Source organism: Sedimenticola selenatireducens DSM 17993 (assembly GCF_000428045.1).
Taxonomy (GTDB): Bacteria; Pseudomonadota; Gammaproteobacteria; order Chromatiales; family Chromatiaceae; genus Sedimenticola; species Sedimenticola selenatireducens.
In genome coordinates this window covers 127,581-142,640 of sequence record NZ_ATZE01000001.1, presented here as the reverse complement: position 1 = coordinate 142,640, position 15,060 = coordinate 127,581, and the positions used below count along the sequence as shown (strand labels likewise).

The 15,060-nt window shown below is 57.0% G+C and carries 18 protein-coding genes and 1 tRNA gene; 5 read left to right on the top strand and 14 right to left on the bottom strand.

Annotated elements, in window-relative coordinates; translation table 11 throughout:
• Positions 1 to 12 precede the first annotated feature (12 nt).
• Positions 13 to 690: a helix-turn-helix domain-containing protein gene (locus tag A3GO_RS0100735; protein WP_157606652.1), complete on the bottom strand. Its 678-nt coding sequence runs from the start codon at positions 688 to 690 to the stop codon at positions 13 to 15.
• Positions 691 to 987: 297 nt separating this feature from the next.
• On the opposite strand from A3GO_RS0100735, the gene A3GO_RS25065 reads away from it, so the two are divergent.
• Both A3GO_RS25065 and A3GO_RS0100725 read left to right on the top strand, forming a co-directional pair.
• Complete coding sequence (locus A3GO_RS25065; RefSeq protein ID WP_029131773.1) at positions 988 to 1,293, top strand: flagellar transcriptional regulator FlhD; 306 nt, start codon at positions 988 to 990, stop codon at positions 1,291 to 1,293.
• Entirely contained in the window at positions 1,290 to 1,799 is a 510-nt protein-coding gene (locus A3GO_RS0100725; protein WP_029131772.1) for a FlhC family transcriptional regulator, read from the top strand. Before A3GO_RS25065 ends, A3GO_RS0100725 begins: the two co-directional genes overlap by 4 nt.
• 26 nt (positions 1,800 to 1,825) lie before the next feature.
• Here the strand turns inward: A3GO_RS0100725 and A3GO_RS21895 are convergent, their stop codons facing one another.
• Positions 1,826 to 2,890 carry an HD domain-containing phosphohydrolase gene (locus tag A3GO_RS21895; RefSeq protein WP_157606651.1) on the bottom strand — a complete coding sequence of 355 codons (1,065 nt, stop codon included), beginning with the start codon at positions 2,888 to 2,890 and terminating at the stop codon, positions 1,826 to 1,828.
• A 289-nt stretch (positions 2,891 to 3,179) separates the two neighbouring features.
• Between A3GO_RS21895 and A3GO_RS0100715 the strand changes: the two genes are divergently transcribed.
• The 3 genes from A3GO_RS0100715 (at position 3,180) to A3GO_RS21885 (ending at position 5,454) form a co-directional block, all read left to right on the top strand.
• A complete protein-coding gene (locus tag A3GO_RS0100715) occupies positions 3,180 to 3,494 on the top strand; it encodes a flagellar transcriptional regulator FlhD (RefSeq protein ID WP_029131771.1) in 315 nt (104 codons plus the stop codon).
• Positions 3,491 to 4,135, top strand: a complete 645-nt coding sequence (locus A3GO_RS26785; RefSeq protein WP_084609616.1) for a FlhC family transcriptional regulator — start codon at positions 3,491 to 3,493, stop codon at positions 4,133 to 4,135. Before A3GO_RS0100715 ends, A3GO_RS26785 begins: the two co-directional genes overlap by 4 nt.
• Before the next feature lie 236 nt (positions 4,136 to 4,371).
• A complete protein-coding gene (locus A3GO_RS21885) occupies positions 4,372 to 5,454 on the top strand; it encodes a tyrosine-type recombinase/integrase (protein WP_051301685.1) in 1,083 nt (360 codons plus the stop codon).
• Between the two features lie 67 nt (positions 5,455 to 5,521).
• Here the strand turns inward: A3GO_RS21885 and A3GO_RS0100700 are convergent.
• The 12 genes from A3GO_RS0100700 to ruvB all read right to left on the bottom strand — a co-directional run bounded on the left by A3GO_RS0100700 (position 5,522) and on the right by ruvB (position 15,059).
• A tRNA-Lys gene (locus A3GO_RS0100700) sits at positions 5,522 to 5,597 on the bottom strand.
• Positions 5,598 to 5,652: 55 nt separating this feature from the next.
• Positions 5,653 to 6,915 carry a YeeE/YedE family protein gene (locus tag A3GO_RS0100695; RefSeq protein ID WP_029131769.1) on the bottom strand — a complete coding sequence of 421 codons (1,263 nt, stop codon included), beginning with the start codon at positions 6,913 to 6,915 and terminating at the stop codon, positions 5,653 to 5,655.
• 128 nt (positions 6,916 to 7,043) lie between these two features.
• Entirely contained in the window at positions 7,044 to 7,721 is a 678-nt protein-coding gene (gene queC, locus A3GO_RS0100690; RefSeq protein ID WP_029131768.1) for a 7-cyano-7-deazaguanine synthase QueC, read from the bottom strand.
• 28 nt (positions 7,722 to 7,749) lie between these two features.
• Positions 7,750 to 8,391: a 7-carboxy-7-deazaguanine synthase QueE gene (queE, locus tag A3GO_RS0100685; protein WP_029131767.1), complete on the bottom strand. Its 642-nt coding sequence runs from the start codon at positions 8,389 to 8,391 to the stop codon at positions 7,750 to 7,752.
• A gap of 68 nt (positions 8,392 to 8,459) precedes the next feature.
• Complete coding sequence (gene ybgF, locus A3GO_RS21880; RefSeq protein WP_157606650.1) at positions 8,460 to 9,350, bottom strand: tol-pal system protein YbgF; 891 nt, start codon at positions 9,348 to 9,350, stop codon at positions 8,460 to 8,462.
• A gap of 144 nt (positions 9,351 to 9,494) precedes the next feature.
• On the bottom strand, positions 9,495 to 10,040 hold the full coding sequence (gene pal, locus A3GO_RS0100675) for a peptidoglycan-associated lipoprotein Pal (RefSeq protein WP_029131766.1): 546 nt from the start codon (positions 10,038 to 10,040) through the stop codon (positions 9,495 to 9,497).
• The gene (tolB, locus tag A3GO_RS0100670; RefSeq protein WP_029131765.1) at positions 10,037 to 11,359 is read right to left on the bottom strand and encodes a Tol-Pal system beta propeller repeat protein TolB; all 1,323 of its coding nucleotides are present in this window, start codon (positions 11,357 to 11,359) and stop codon (positions 10,037 to 10,039) included. Before tolB ends, pal begins: the two co-directional genes overlap by 4 nt.
• Before the next feature lie 5 nt (positions 11,360 to 11,364).
• Positions 11,365 to 12,396, bottom strand: coding sequence for a cell envelope integrity protein TolA (tolA, locus tag A3GO_RS21875; RefSeq protein ID WP_037374361.1), 1,032 nt, complete (start codon positions 12,394 to 12,396; stop codon positions 11,365 to 11,367).
• Positions 12,397 to 12,403: 7 nt separating this feature from the next.
• Positions 12,404 to 12,829 carry a protein TolR gene (gene tolR / locus A3GO_RS0100660; protein ID WP_029131764.1) on the bottom strand — a complete coding sequence of 142 codons (426 nt, stop codon included), beginning with the start codon at positions 12,827 to 12,829 and terminating at the stop codon, positions 12,404 to 12,406.
• Positions 12,830 to 12,856: 27 nt separating this feature from the next.
• Positions 12,857 to 13,531, bottom strand: coding sequence for a protein TolQ (tolQ, locus tag A3GO_RS0100655; RefSeq protein WP_029131763.1), 675 nt, complete (start codon positions 13,529 to 13,531; stop codon positions 12,857 to 12,859).
• Entirely contained in the window at positions 13,531 to 13,935 is a 405-nt protein-coding gene (gene ybgC / locus A3GO_RS0100650; protein WP_029131762.1) for a tol-pal system-associated acyl-CoA thioesterase, read from the bottom strand. The genes tolQ and ybgC overlap by 1 nt, the downstream gene beginning before the upstream one ends.
• Positions 13,936 to 14,018: 83 nt before the next feature.
• Positions 14,019 to 15,059, bottom strand: coding sequence for a Holliday junction branch migration DNA helicase RuvB (gene ruvB, locus A3GO_RS0100645; protein ID WP_029131761.1), 1,041 nt, complete (start codon positions 15,057 to 15,059; stop codon positions 14,019 to 14,021).
• Between the last annotated feature and the right edge of the window lies 1 nt (position 15,060).

Sequence of the window (15,060 nt, the reverse complement as noted above, 5' to 3'; positions counted from 1 at the left end):
GCAGCGGGTAATTCAGGAGTAGGAGCTCAGGAGATTCACGACCATGGAACGATCCACGCCGCCCTCCGTGGTGGCACTCAACCGATAGATGGCGGCAACCAGCTTCGCTTTCTTTGCAGCTTCCATCACCTTCCCGGAAGTATCCGTCATCTCCTCGGCAATTTCGATCGCCGTGCACAGGATCGCTTCGTCGATTGACGCTTTTTCAACCCGTCGTTCCCAGGCAAGGTCGCGCCACAGGATCAACTCATCTTCGCTAATTCGTTCGATCTCTCCGACCTGCCCGAGTTCGAGCACCCCTTGATTGTATTTCTCGACGAAAGATCTGACGGCATCCCGAATACCCGTATCACGCTTGCGCTGCGCATAACGCTCAAACTCCAGCACGACGGCCAACTGCGGGGGTGTAATCCGATCCCATCCGACACTGCCGCTGCGGTCCCCCTCCCCCAATGCCAGCCACTGCAGGCTGACCTCGGCCACCTGGGCCATGTGTATTAGCTTATCGGCACCGGGGATGGAATCACCGGCTAGGTACTTGCGCAATGTGCTTTCCGTGAAACCACACTTTTTCGCGAACCTGTAGACAGAATGCTCGCCCATCGCAGCTCTTAATCGGGCCGCGAAAACGCTGGGATCCCAATCTTTCAAAACCTTATTTTCTTTATTTTTCTGATTATTATCGCGCATGATAGACCTCGAAAACCGTTCGATTCATTGGGCATAAGATATCGCATTTTGCGTTGGTTAGACGTAAATAAGATCATATTACCGTACTTTTAACCGATACAGTGTGGCATATTCACACGGCAAGTGAGATAAACTTCCTTTTTCACCGCTAATATCGCGCCTGTTGCCGGTGTAAACCGATGATTACGGGCGTTTCCAACATCAGACTTTAACCCAGCGATCCTACGATGACGTCAGCCAATTTTTTTCCCTTCCCCGAATCAGGGGCAGTGGCAGCCAATTGCCCGGAGGTAGTGCATGCCGGCCTCTGATCCGGATATTCTTGACCTGAATCTCTCCTGGCTTTTCAAAGCGCGGGAAATGGCCCGATCGAACCAGGAAACAGCGGCGGTGGTACTTGGACTTGACCGGTCGGTGGTAATTCGCATCGCCCGTTTGTCGCTCCAGGATATGAATGCGATCGCCCGCTCCAAGGTGATGGTATTCCACCCACGCTTTCACCCAAAATTCTGGAGCGAAACACTCGGCAATAGAAGCTGGGCCGCCTATGCAGTTCAAATCCAGACCCTGTTGATGGCCGCCGATGAGGCGACTCAGCGGTGAAGCTGGCGGCGTTCCATCAGTTCGAAACGGCTGTTGCGTTGCTACAGCGAGGCATGCACGTCTCGATCGTCAGCCATATCACCCGCATCAACCCCAAGTCCCTGCGGTCGCTGGTGCATGAAATCCATGGGAAACGGCCGGCATCCGGCCAGATCACCTCAACCAGTGGCATCCTCCGTACCCGGGCAGCCCAGGCATCGGCCTCTGTTTTCGCCGTGCTCTATCGAGCATCCGCTGGTTCCGGAATCTTCGAAGGGATCGAGCTGACGAACCTGCTGGCAGCCTATGATCGATATCTCGTACTTGCAGGAGAGATAACGCCGCCGAACACACAAAGGATACCCATCGATATTACGCAGGCCTGGGTCATTGCCCGGGATATTCAAACCGGTGCCGCCTACTTCCAGGCTTGCCACCATTGTCATATTGACTATCTATTGGCAGACGATTCCCGTACGCCGCCCAGTTGTCCGATATGTGCGCTGAATAAGCAGGGAGCTGCATAAAACCTGGAGGAGTAACCGCCTGTCATTTATCCAGTGATCAGATGATCGCCACACTCCCCGCCAGACAGCAGCCTCGGGTCCAACCTGTGAAAAAACGCATCCACACAGTCAGGATCGAATGTTCTTCCGCGTTTGTCCTTCAAGTAATCAAATACCTGCTCAATTGGCCATGCCCGCCGGTAAGGTCGATCCGACAGCAGGGCATCGACACAATCGGCCACGGAGACAATCCGCGCCTCCAGCGGGACATCCCGCCCTCCAAACCCGTGTGGGTAACCGGTTCCGTCAAAGTGTTCATGATGAGACAGGGAGATCTTCGATGCCATTGACAATACTTCGGAGCGACCCTTCTGCAGCAGCCGATATCCGGTAATGGTATGACCCTGCACAACTCGGTGCTCTGCCTGAAGTAACGTGGATGGCTTCGACAACAGGTTGTCAGGTATCCCAAAAAGGCCCAGATCATTCAATGGCGCCGCTTGCTGGATCAGTTCGCAATCCCAGGCTGACAATCCATACTGCGCAGCGATATGGCGGCTGATGTGTCCCAGGCGTCGCGGGTTTCTGCCGCTGACCGATTGCGTGATGTTCAGCATAAGATCTGCCATCTCTGAGTAGAACTGGTCCTGGTGGTGGTACCTGCGCAATTGCAGGAGATTCCGGCAGCGCGCCCGCCACTCGATGTAGTCGATGGGTTTTGACAAAAATTCCACCACGCCCGCATCCAGCGCATCGTACCGAATCGCTTTATTGGAGTCGGTGAGTGCAGTAATCATCACGACCGGCACATCTTCGCACATTGGAAGTCTATGAAGCCGTCGGGTAAATTCAACGCCATCCATACCTGGCATTTGGTAATCGACCAACGCCATAACTGCGGTGTTATGGCTGGCCCAGTCGAGGGCGGCTAAAGGGGTCTCAAAAGCCTTTCCCTCGAACTCAGGCCCTATAGATCTAACAAATTCAGAGAGAATCATCCGAGTCAGTCCCTGGTCATCGATAATCAGCACAGTTTGCATGTCTGGGTCTCTTTTTTGCTGCGACTTACTCTGAGATAACGGCATATCCCCTGGAAATATTGAGTAATTCACTCAATTATTTTGCAAGAAACACAGTAGGTTACAGGGATTTTCTATAATTTTTCCAATCTGTTTTTGGTAACGAGCACGCCATTTACAAATGTCGTTACGCGCTTTTCCGATCCGCCTGACACTGCCCCTGAGAGATTTACAACGGCAATCCCCTTACCACAATTCACCCGCCATGGGGAGCTCGATAAACGCCCGTTTTGGGTCACTTATCGTGCCCCTTCCCCGCTTCTTCCCGGTGTAGGATTCCGACCATCGAAATAAAAAAAACGGCTCATTTCCGAGATTAACGATGAACATCGATTTTTCTGACCTTAACCTCCAATACCTGATACAGGCGCGTGATCTCGCCAGACAGGATCCGCATCTCGCTGGCGTACTGTTGGGAATACCCAGTGAGATGGCCGGCATGGTGGGAAACCTGTCTCCAAGAACACTGGCACAGATCACGCAGATCAAAATCCCGCTGATCACTCCCCAGCAGGAAACAGGCTGGTGGCTGCGCCTGCTGACTGCACTGAAGGATGAGGATCAGAATGAGATCGGGGCGATCATGGCGCAGGCGCCGCTTATCGTCGGTGCCTCTTACAAAGTTGAACTGGCATGAAGACAGCGGAAACTCCTGCCCTTTGCTCATCTCACCAGCCGCAAGGTGCTGGCCGGGTTGATCCTGACGACGCCGGCGTTGAACTCTGTGACTACGCTACAAGAATCACGGAAGCCGCGCATCTGATACGCCAGGGGGCCCGGGCCGGCCTCGTATGGCGACTGACCGGACTCGAGAAGAAACTGGTCAAACGCCTCTACCGCCAGATCATCGGCCACCCTTCCCCACCGGGTCAGGTGCCCTTCACCGATACCTGGTACCAAAAGAACGACCAGCGAATGCTGCAGGCCACTCTGGTGTGGCATCTGCATCGACGATTACAGTGTACAGGCTGCTGCAGTTCCGCGCGCCTCCTGAGCGATGTATTCGAGGCGTACAGGCAGTTGGTACCGGCACCTTTGCTCGATATCACACGCGCTTTCTTCGTGCTCGAACTCGTAGCCATGGGCGCGTGGGACAAATATCAGTGCACTTTTTGTGGAACGACCTATCTCTCCTCAGTGTCCCGTGAAAGTACCGCCTGTCCCGGTTGCCGTCTCTATTTCCGGCATCGGTGCCGTCAGTGTGCTTCTCACCTGGCATCGAAATCCAAGGGGCGACGACGTGCGACCTGCAGTCATTGTGGATGTGCGCTGAATTAGATGAAGCCCCCCGAAAATAAATGTACTCACTTTATCCCGAGGCTGATTCGGCTGCGGGATGCCCCCCGCTATCTCGGGATGGACAGAAACCGCTTCAATGCGGAAGTGCGTCCCTTTCTGACCAAAATCCCGATCGGAAAACAGGGGGTAGCGTTCGACCGACTTGATCTGGACGCCTGGGTGGATCAATATAAATCCCGCAACGGGCGTCCCGGTCAACCAAAAGGAGACCAATTATGGGACGTAAAAAGAATCCGGGACTCATCAAAAGGTCCGGTGTCTGGCATGTCGACAAGCAAATCAACGGACGGCGTATTTGCCAGAGCACTAGAACAACTGAGCTCGAAGAGGCAGAAAGATTCCTCGCTCGACTGATAGAGGAGTCCAGACAAGCGACCATCTATGGTGTAAGACCCAATCGTTCTTTTGAGCAGGCTGCAGCAAAATTCGTACTGGAAAACCAGCATAAACGGAGCATTCGTGAAGACATCATCCGTTTGAAGCAATTGATTCCATGGATTGGCGACACACTGCTCAGCAGACTCCATATAGGCGTTCTACAGCCTTGGATTGAACATCGCAGGAAAGAAGGTGTTGCGGTCGGCACCATTAACCACGGTTTAAAGGTTGTCCGACGCATACTGAACCTCGCAGCTTCTGAGTGGATGGATGAATATGGAATGACCTGGTTACAAGCAGCTCCGAAAATAAAGCTGTTGCCTGACATCAATCAACGGCAGCCCTACCCGCTTAACTGGGAAGAGCAGACAGCCTTGTTTAAGGAACTACCGGACCACTTAGCTCAGATGGCTTTGTTCACTGTAAACACGGGCTGCAGAGATGCCGAAGTCTGCAATCTAAGATGGGATTGGGAAATGAAGTTACCACAGCTTAGTAGCTCAATTTTCCTGGTTCCTGGCCAAATGGTGAAAAACGGTGACGAACGACTGGTAATCCTCAATCGGATTTCCTTTTCAGTAGTGGAAGCACAGCGAGGCGCACATCCCACTCATGTCTTTCACTACAAAGGAAAACCGTTAAAGAACATGCTAACCAGTGCTTGGAAACGAGCCAGGGAGCGTGCCGGGTTGCCTCAAGTGCGAGTCCATGACCTTAAGCACACCTTTGGGCGCCGTTTAAGGGCAGCAGGTATAGGCTTTGAAGACCGGCAAGATCTACTGGGTCATCGCTCGGGAAGGATCACAACGCACTACTCTGCAGCGGAGCTTACAAAGCTCATCGAAGCTGCAGAAAGCATTTGCAATCGTGGCGAAGGAAAGCCGGAATTGGTAGTTTTGCGGCGGCTAAATCTTGCGTAGCTCCCGCAAAAATCCCGCAAAGGGAAAAGACTTATAGAGCAAAATCACTGTAAGTCTATGATTTAAATGGTGGGCCGTGGGCGACTCGAACGCCCGACCAATGGATTAAAAATCCACTGCTCTACCGACTGAGCTAACGGCCCAAGAAGCGCGGGATTATACATTACCCATTGAGCCAGTCAACGGGTAATGCCCGGTTCAGACGGCTTCCAGCTTGCGCAGGCGCTCCGGGAGCAGTTTAAGGTCCACCAAGCCTGTTAGCAGCGCCTTGGAGAAGCTCGCCTCATCCTCGTAAACCAGTTTGTAATACTGCACCTTCATGGTAAGGGCACTACCCAGAATGATGGCGCCCAGCGCAAGGAATGAGCCAATCGCCAGGGTGGATGTACCGGTAATTCCCTGACCGATGGTGCAGCCCATCGCCAGTACACCGCCAAATCCCATCAGGATCGCGCCGATTACATGTGTAATGAAATCCTTGAAGTTAACAAACCACTCGATACGAAAGCTGCGACTGATCAGCGACCAGAGCAGTGAACCGGCGATTACACCAAACAACGCCATGACACCGAACGTCAGCAGCGTGGACTTAAAACCAGCAGCGGCATAACCCAGGGTCTGCCCCATGGGATTAATGAAGGTGAAGGACTGGGTACTCAGCGGGCGACTGTCGGCCGGTTTACCGGCGGCGGAGTCGGCCAGGAAATCCCACTGTTTGACATAGCCGCTGAGCGAATGCATTTCACCATCCAGGTCAACAGCGACGTTAGCGCTGACATACCAGGCCGCCAGCACCGCCAGTCCCACGACCAGTCCGCCGAGGATATTGTCGAAACTGCTGCGAAAATCGGCTGACTTGAAGACGAACACCAGTAGCAGCAGACCCAGTACCAGGCCGATTACCATGCGACCACCCGCGGCATCCTTGCCCATCGCCACCGAGCCCAGATCCTGGGGTGTGGTGAGGGTCAGTGCTAAAGGACGAATCCAGTCATAGAACAGTACCGACATCAGGGTCTGATCCGATCCCGGAAAGGGATTGACCATGTAGAAGGCGATGACGCCAATAATCAGCAATACCACGATCGATTTCAGATTACCGCCGCCGATACGGATCAGGGTCTTGTTACCGCAGCCAGACGCCAGGGTCATGCCGACACCGAATATCAGCCCACCGAGAATATTCTCGGCCCAGATCAGCTGATTGGCGCGATAGGGAGGGAAAGAGTCCCCCGGGTTGAGCAGGCCCATGAATTCGAGCACGGTAACACCGAGCATGGCCACGGCAATCGCCAGGAACCAGGCGCGCATGCGACCCATGTCGCCCATGTTCACCGCGTCGGAAACCGCACCCATGGTACAGAAATTGGTCTTGTTGACCACCGCACCCATCACCAGGGCAATAATAAATGTTGCCCACAAAAGAAAAGATTGGGCCTGGAAAAAAGACTCAAACGTCATGCTGTACCTCCTCAACCTCTGTGCCGGCATCTTGGGATGCCTGTCGTTTTATGCAGACCGGTGACGGCCGGAGGGGCAAGATTAGCCGATAAGCGAAAGATGATCTACTGGGGTTTATAGCAATATTGCTATTTTTGCTGGTAAGGGGTGGGATCAGGCACGCCGGCCTCGCGAAATCCCTGGGCGCGCAGCCGGCAGGAATCACAGCGTCCACAGGCGACACCCGAGGCATCCGCCTGATAACAAGAGACGGTAAGGGCATAATTCACACCCAGTCGAACACCGGTCTGGATAATCTGTGCCTTGGTCATATCAATGAGTGGGGCATGAATCCGGAATCGCTCTCCTTCCACCCCGGCCTTGGTGGCCAGATTGGCGAGCCGCTCGAACGCCTCGATATACTCGGGACGGCAATCAGGATACCCGGAGTAGTCTACTGCGTTGACCCCCAGAAACAGATCCCGGGCTCCCAGCACCTCGGCCCATCCCAGGGCCAGGGATAGAAATACCGTATTCCGAGCTGGCACATAGGTAACCGGAATACCGTCGCCACCCTCCGCTTCCGGCACCGCAATAGCATTGTCGGTCAGGGCCGAGCCGCCGAAGGCGTCCAGGGCGATCGGGATCACCTTGTGCTCGACCACGCCCAGGGCGTCGGCCACACGCCCGGCCGCCTCCAGTTCCACGGCATGTCGCTGGCCATAGGCGAAACTCAGGGCATAACAGGCATAGCCCTGCTCGCGAGCCATAGCCAGGGAGGTGGCCGAATCGAGGCCACCGGAGAGTAGGATTACCGCTTTTTTCATCACATCAGTTCATTCATCGGACAAGGGGTCATTTGCCGGCGACATCGCCCCAGAGATATTTGTGCAGTTGGATCTGGAACCGCACATTCAGCCGGTCACGCAGGATCCACTCCGCCAGCTCCGTGGCATTCTGCAAGCCAAGCGCCGGTGAGAACAGCACCTGGCAGCGATTGCCGAGGTCCCAGGCCCGCAGCTGTTCCCGGGCCCAGTCATAATCGGCCGCGTCACAGATGACAAATTTGACCTGATCCTCCGGCTTTAATCGGTCGATATTACTGAACAGGTTCTTTTCCTCTTCCCCGGAACCGGGAGTCTTGAGGTCCATGACATTTACCACCCGGGGATCGACCCGGGAGATATCCAGCGCGCCGCTGGTCTCCAGCGAGACCCGGTAGCCGGCATTGCAAAGGGCGACCAGCAGTTCCAGGCACGCCTCCTGGGCCAGCGGCTCGCCACCGGTCACACAAACGTACTGGGGTGCATAGGCTGCTACCTGCTCCATCACGGTATCCAGTTCCAGCCACTCCCCGCCCTTGAAGGCGTAAGTGGTATCACAGTAACCGCAGCGCAGGGGACAGCCGGTCAGGCGCACGAACACCGTGGGGAGACCCACGCTGTTTGATTCACCCTGCAGGGAATAGAAAATCTCGGTAATGCGCAGTTGCGCCATGCAAAGCAGTCCGCCAGTCGTAATAAGATCAGTATAAACCGCTCAACCCGGATAGTTCACCCGCCGGGCTAGTGTCCTTCCGACTGCATGCGGTCGAGACGCTGTGTGGCCAGACGACTTGCGGTGGAGTTGGGATGGAGAGTCACCAGGCGCTGCAGGATTTCACGCGCCTCGCTCCACTGCTGTTTCTCATAGTGGATAAAGCTGCTCTTCAACAGGGCATCCGGCACCTTGCTGCTGTTGGGATACTCGTTGATCACCTTCTGAAACGCCTCCAGCGCCACATCGAAGTCCCGGGTCACATAGCTCGATTCGGCCAGCCAATACTGGGCGTTATCGGCATAGCTGCCGGTTCCGTAACGGGCGAGAAACGCCTGGAATGCGGTGCGGGCCTCGCCATAGCGACGCTGCATCAGCAGATTGAACGCCTGCTTGTAATCGCGCTCTTCCGCAACCGTGTCGATCGGCGCGGCCAGCGCGGGTTGCGGGGCGGCCCCTTCACCTGCGTTGGCGGAGCTATCGGCTGGAGTCGGTGCCGTCGCACTTTCCGCTGCGGCATCGGTGACCGGTGCGGGGGACGGCGTCTCGGCCAATACCGGTGGTTCGGTTCCCGGTATCTGAGCCGGCGGGGCCATTCCGGTCATCGGAGCGCTGCCGTGGGACAGCTGGTTGATTCGCTGATCCACATCGAGATAGAGATCCCGCTGACGTTTCTTGAGCGCATCCATGGCATGATTCTGCACCTCGATCTCGCCACGCAGTTGCTGCACCTCACGCTGCAGGGCATCCACCCGCAGCACCAGATCAGACATGGCCGCCAGCTTACGTTCCAGCAGCTCTATCTGGCGCGACTGTATCTGCTCGGGGGTCAGCTTCTCCGCCCGCTGCTGTGCCTGTATCGACTGGAATGGAATGATCAGCAGCAGCCCAATCAACAGGCCGATCTGTTTTTTTGTCACCTTGGTTTCTCCCACAAGCCCCGCTGCACTGCCCAGTGCAGCGCGGTTTCAATAGTAGGATGGGCACGCTAGCTTTGCCCATCCTACCCGTTCTCCTGCACAAGCGCCTAGACCAGCCTCCTGGACAGGCGGGGCACTCAGCAATCAATAAACAAACTCGGCACGCCGATTGAGTTCCCAGGAAGTTTCACCAGAACCCATGGTAGCCGGGCGCTCCTCACCATAACTGATGGTGATAATCTGGCTTTCCGCCGCACCCTGCGCCATCAGCAACCGCTTGATGCTATTGGCACGCCGCTCGCCCAGGGCAATATTGTATTCCCGGGAACCACGCTCGTCGGCATGACCTTCAACAGTGACGGTAATTGACGGATTGGCTGCCAGATAGTCTCCATGAGCAGTCACCACATCACGGTAGTCGGCACGCACCTCGTCGATATCGTAATCAAAATAGATGGTCTTGGTGTAAAGCAGGCTGTCGGGATTTTCCAGCGGGCTGCCACTCCAGGCGCCTCCTTCCATGGCACCGGAGGTCTGGGCGCCATTGGCCATGCCATCCTGCCCCCCCTCTGTGACCGGAGCACCGTCCTTGGTCTCGTCGCCACCTGACATCCCGGGCATGCCGGCGCAACCGCCCAGCAACAGTGACAAGGCAAGGATCGGGGCAATCTTGAGCGCACTCAGTTTCATGGGTTTCTCCTGTTGGTTTTTGTGTAAGGGGACCAGACCGGCTCACGAACATCCCCATCCTGGAGGGCGAGTCGTTGCCGAATGCGGCCATCCACCGAGACCGCCGCAAGTTCACCCTTGCCGTTAATCTTGGTGGCGTAAATTATCATGCTGCCGTTGGGGGCAAAACTGGGAGATTCATCCAGTCGCCCGTCGCTCAGCACCTGCAGGGCATTGTTAGCCAGGTTCACCACCGCCACGCGGAAATCCCCTCCCTGGCGGGTTACCAGAGTCAGCGATTCGCCATCCGGGGCGTAAGAGGCACGGGCATTATAGCTTCCTTCAAAGGTGACCCGGCTGACCTTGCCGCCGAAGGCAGGGACCCGATAGATCTGCGGCTTGCCTCCCCGGTCCGAGGTAAAAATAATATAGCGCCCATCCGGCGACCAGGCCGGCTCCGTATCAATGGCATAGTGGTTGGTCAGCCGGGTCAGGGCATTGGTATTGATGTTCAGCACATAGATTTCGGGATTACCGTCCCGGGAAAGCGTCAGCGCCAGTTTCCGACCATCCGGCGCCCAGGCCGGTGCACCATTGATTCCCTTGAACGAGGCCACTTTCTGGCGTTTACCGGTAAACACTTCCTGGATGTAAATAGAGGCCTTTTTCTGCTCAAACGAGACATAGGCGAGCCGCCGGCCATCCGGCGCCCAGGCGGGAGACATCAGCGGCTCGGATGAGGTGACAATGGTCTGGGGATCAAAGCCATCCGCATCCGCCACCTTGAGTGATACCTCCTGGGAACCGTCCGCCTTGCTGCTGGAGACCACATAGGCGATGCGCGTATCGAAGGCGCCCGGTTGCCCGGTGAGCTTTTCGTAGATGATATCGGCGATCTTGTGCGCGGTTGAGCGCAGGTCCCGGCTGGTGGTCGGGAAATTGTAGCCGATCAGTTGCTCACCCTTGAACACGTCAAACAGTTGGAAGCGCACCAGATAGCCACCCTGGCCGTTGGGTCGCACCTGCCCCACCACCAGGTTATCCATGCCGAGCACCTTCCAGTCGCGGAACTCCACATCGGCATCGGACTGGGGACGGGCCAGCATATCCTTCACCGGCAAGGCGGCAAATCGGCCACTGCGCTGCAGGTCACTGCGCACAATCTCCGCAATCTCGCTGCCCACATCGACGGCACCCGGACTGGAACCGGCCCAGCCGAAAGGCACCACGGCGATGGGGAGCGCCCCTTCGGCGCCCTCGGTGATCTCGATGGTAAGGGACGCCGCGCCGGCATTGGCAACCCAGCACAGCAACAGGATCAGACTTAAAAATCGTTTCATAATTGTCATTTCTTGTTTGGATCAAATTCAAAATTAATGTCCCGGAACCGTTCGAACAGCGTTCCGGTCGGCACCGGTAGTGGGTCCGCCTTGAGCACCGCCGCCTCGGCGGAACGGTCAAAGGCGCCATTGCCACTGCTGCGAATCACGCTGACCGCCAGCACGCTGCCGCCAGGCGCCAGTCTGACTCGCAGGGTACACTTCAGACCATCGCTGATGCCAGCTGGACGCAGCCAGGTACGAATGACTTTCTGCGATATCTGGATGATATAGCGGTCCATTTCACGCGCATTGTGCTCCGCCTCCATGGCCGCCAGCAACTCCGCCTCCCGCGCCTTCTGCGCCGCCTCCGCCTGCTGACGGGCCTCCTCAGCCTTACGCTTCTTCTCCGCCTCAGCCTTGAGCCGGGCCTCTTCCGCCTTGCGTTTTTTCTCCGCCTCCGCCTTGCGCTTGGCCTCTTCCGCCTTGCGCTTGGCCTCTTCCGCCTGGCGTTGCTTCTCTTCCGCCGCTTTTTTTGCCTCCGCCTCCTGGCGTTTTTTCTCCTCGGCTACCCGTTTGGCTTCCGCCTCCTTGCGCGCCTGCTGTTCCGCCTGCCGCTTGGCCTCGGCGGCCTGCTGCTTCTGCTCGGCCTCCTTGCGCTGCTGTTCCGCCTGCTGACGACGCGACTCCTCTTCCAGGCGCTGCTGCCTGGCCTCCTCGCGCTTGCGGTTTTCGACCTGCCGTTGCTGCTCCAGTTCAGCCAGACGTTGCTGTTCCTCCACCTGCCTGCGCTTCAACTCGGCCAACCGTTGCTCTTCCTTTTCCCGGGCGACGCGTTTTTCCTCGGCTTGGCGCGCCTCATCCTGCTCCAGTCGCTTTACCTGCTCACGCACCTTGGTTTCATCGATGATCCGCGCCTGCACCACCTCGACGCTGGAACTGGGCTGTTTCGGCTTCTCCAGCCAGTCGACCCCCACCACCAGGAACAGAAGTATCACCAGATGCAATAAAACCGCGATAACGGCCGCCAGCGGATTGCGCTTGAGAATCTGCAGCATCGCTGTACTAACGCTCCGGTGTCTCGGTGATCAGGCCGACATTGGGCACGCCGGCCCGTTGTATCAGCACCATGGCCTCCACCACCCGGCCATAATCCACATTGCGGTCGCCCTTGACCATGATCGGGGTTTTCGGCTTGTAGGCGATGACAGCAGCAATCCGGGTGATCAGGGTATCCGCATCCACCGGTTGATCCTTTCCTTCACCCACGTCGATGAACATCTCGCCCTGACTGTTTACCGATACCACCACCGGATCATCCGCCTCGGTCGGCAACGGCTCCGAATCCGCCTGGGGCAGGTCCACCTTGACGCCCTGGGTCAGCAGGGGAGCCGTGATCATGAAGATCACCAGCAGCACCAGCATCACATCAATGTAGGGCACCACATTGATCTCCGCCATGGGACGGCGACTCTTTTTCTGCCGGCTCATTGCCTGCCCCCCATTCCGTGACTGCTGTCAGACATGGGCCTGACGCTGCAGAATGGTGGTGAACTCATCGAGAAAATCCTCGTAACGTCCGTTCAGCCGCTCCACATCGTTGGAGTAACGGTTGTAGGCAACCACCGCCGGGATAGCGGCAAACAGACCCATGGCGGTGGCAATCAGCGCCTCGGCAATACCCGGCGCCACCAGGGAGAGGGTCGCCTGTTTCACATTACCGAGGGCGTGAAAAGAGTTCATGATGCCCCAGACAGTGCCGAACAGGCCGACATAGGGGCTGGTGGAACCGACCGTTGCCAGAAAGGAGAGATTATTCTCCAGGCCGTCCATCTCCCGGTTCATCGCCACATGCATGGTACGGCGTGCGCCTTCGACCACCGCCATCGGCTCGATGTCGGGATTTTTTTTCAATCGGGCGAACTCCCGAAAACCGGCATGGAAAATCGTCGCCATGCCCGTGGCCTGGCCATCTTCCCGGTCCAGCTCACGAAAAAGTTCACCCAGATCCCCTCCCGACCAGAAGCGCCGTTCAAATGCCTCGGCGGCGCGGCGCGCCCGCTTCAGCACCCTGGCCCGGTCAAAAATCATGGTCCAGGAGATGACCGAGGCCAGCATCAACGCCGCCATCACCAGCTGCACCAGCGGACTGGCCCCCGCTACCAGGGCGATAAATGAGAGATCAGTTGACATTATTCTGAAACCACCGATAAAAGGGCATGGGGGATAGGGGCAGGACGAAAGCTGGCCGCGTCAATGCAGGCAATCTTGACCTCGCCGTCGCACAACAACCTGCCGTCGGCTGCCGATCGGATTTCCTGCCGGAACACCAAACTCGCTTTTCCCCTGGAAATAAGTTGCACACTCACTTGTAACGCATCATTAAAACGGGCGGGTGATCTGAATTCGACCCCGACCTTACGCACCGCAAACAGGACTCCCTCTTTTTCCCGAAGTTCATCCTGCTCAAACCCCAGACTGCGCAGCCATTCGGTACGTGCCCGCTCCATGAATTTCAGGTAGTTGGCATAGTAGACCACACCACCGGAATCCGTGTCTTCGTAGTAGACCCTAACCGGCCATAGAAATTCCTTCATGCCTGTCACAATTCAAAAGCCCGTCACAATTCAAAAATCCGCATCCGCCAGCGCTTCAACGCACATCAGCCGGCCCACCGGTTTCAGAACAGTGCACCCGATTCGCCCGATTCCGGGAGATCGCTCTTCGGGTTCAGCCCGAAATGGAGATAGGCGGCATTGGTGGCCACCCGACCCCGCGGTGTACGCATCATGAAGCCCTGCTGGATCAAATAGGGTTCCAGCACATCCTCGATAGTGCCACGCTCCTCGCCAATGGCCGCCGCCAGACTGTCCACCCCGACCGGGCCACCGTCGAATTTACTGATGATTGCGCTCAGCAGCTTGCGATCCATGATATCAAAGCCGTTGCCGTCCACCTTCAGCATGCTCAATGCACTGTCGGCCACATCACTGGTCACCCGGCCCTCTGCCTTAACCTGGGCAAAATCCCGCACCCTGCGCAGCAGCCGGTTGGCGATGCGCGGCGTACCCCGGGAGCGCCGGGCAATTTCGGCGGCACCGGCGGCATCGGTTTCGATATTAAGTATCCCCGCAGAGCGGCCCACGATATGGGTCAGATCGGCATTGGAGTAGAACTCCAGCCGCTGCACAATACCGAAACGGTCGCGCAAAGGCGAGGTGAGCAGACCGGCACGGGTCGTGGCACCGACCAGTGTGAAGGGCGGCAGCTCCAGTTTGATCGAGCGGGCGGCCGGCCCTTCCCCGATCATGATATCCAGCTGGTAATCTTCCAGGGCCGGATAGAGCACTTCCTCAACCACCGGACTGAGACGATGAATCTCGTCAACAAACAGCACATCGTGCGGTTCCAGATTGGTCAGCAGGGCTGCCAGGTCTCCCGGCTTCTCCAGCACCGGCCCGGAAGTCTGGCGCAGGTTGACCCCCATCTCATTGGCGATGATGTGGGCCAGGGTGGTTTTCCCCAATCCGGGTGGACCAAAGATCAGTACATGATCCAGCGCTTCCGCACGCGCCTTGGCGGCCTCGATGAAAATCTCCATCTGTTCCCGCACCACCGGCTGGCCGACATAATCCGCCAGCAACCGGGGGCGGATGGCGCGATCCAGGGCGGCATCATCGGCACCCGCCTCTGCGCTGATAATCCGTGCATTCTCATTCATG

Bases quoted from the DNA above. Each gene is read 5' to 3' on its own strand.
- A3GO_RS0100735 (WP_157606652.1), bottom strand. From the start codon at position 690: ATGCGCGATAATAATCAGAAAAATAAAGAAAATAAGGTTTTGAAAGAT.
- A3GO_RS25065 (WP_029131773.1), top strand. From the start codon at position 988: ATGCCGGCCTCTGATCCGGATATTCTTGACCTGAATCTCTCCTGGCTT.
- A3GO_RS0100715 (WP_029131771.1), top strand. From the start codon at position 3,180: ATGAACATCGATTTTTCTGACCTTAACCTCCAATACCTGATACAGGCG.
- A3GO_RS26785 (WP_084609616.1), top strand. From the start codon at position 3,491: ATGAAGACAGCGGAAACTCCTGCCCTTTGCTCATCTCACCAGCCGCAA.
- A3GO_RS21885 (WP_051301685.1), top strand. From the start codon at position 4,372: ATGGGACGTAAAAAGAATCCGGGACTCATCAAAAGGTCCGGTGTCTGG.
- A3GO_RS0100695 (WP_029131769.1), bottom strand. From the start codon at position 6,915: ATGACGTTTGAGTCTTTTTTCCAGGCCCAATCTTTTCTTTTGTGGGCA.
- queC (WP_029131768.1), bottom strand. From the start codon at position 7,721: ATGAAAAAAGCGGTAATCCTACTCTCCGGTGGCCTCGATTCGGCCACC.
- queE (WP_029131767.1), bottom strand. From the start codon at position 8,391: ATGGCGCAACTGCGCATTACCGAGATTTTCTATTCCCTGCAGGGTGAA.
- pal (WP_029131766.1), bottom strand. From the start codon at position 10,040: ATGAAACTGAGTGCGCTCAAGATTGCCCCGATCCTTGCCTTGTCACTG.
- tolB (WP_029131765.1), bottom strand. From the start codon at position 11,359: ATGAAACGATTTTTAAGTCTGATCCTGTTGCTGTGCTGGGTTGCCAAT.
- tolA (WP_037374361.1), bottom strand. From the start codon at position 12,396: ATGCTGCAGATTCTCAAGCGCAATCCGCTGGCGGCCGTTATCGCGGTT.
- tolR (WP_029131764.1), bottom strand. From the start codon at position 12,829: ATGAGCCGGCAGAAAAAGAGTCGCCGTCCCATGGCGGAGATCAATGTG.
- tolQ (WP_029131763.1), bottom strand. From the start codon at position 13,531: ATGTCAACTGATCTCTCATTTATCGCCCTGGTAGCGGGGGCCAGTCCG.
- ybgC (WP_029131762.1), bottom strand. From the start codon at position 13,935: ATGAAGGAATTTCTATGGCCGGTTAGGGTCTACTACGAAGACACGGAT.
- ruvB (WP_029131761.1), bottom strand. From the start codon at position 15,059: ATGAATGAGAATGCACGGATTATCAGCGCAGAGGCGGGTGCCGATGAT.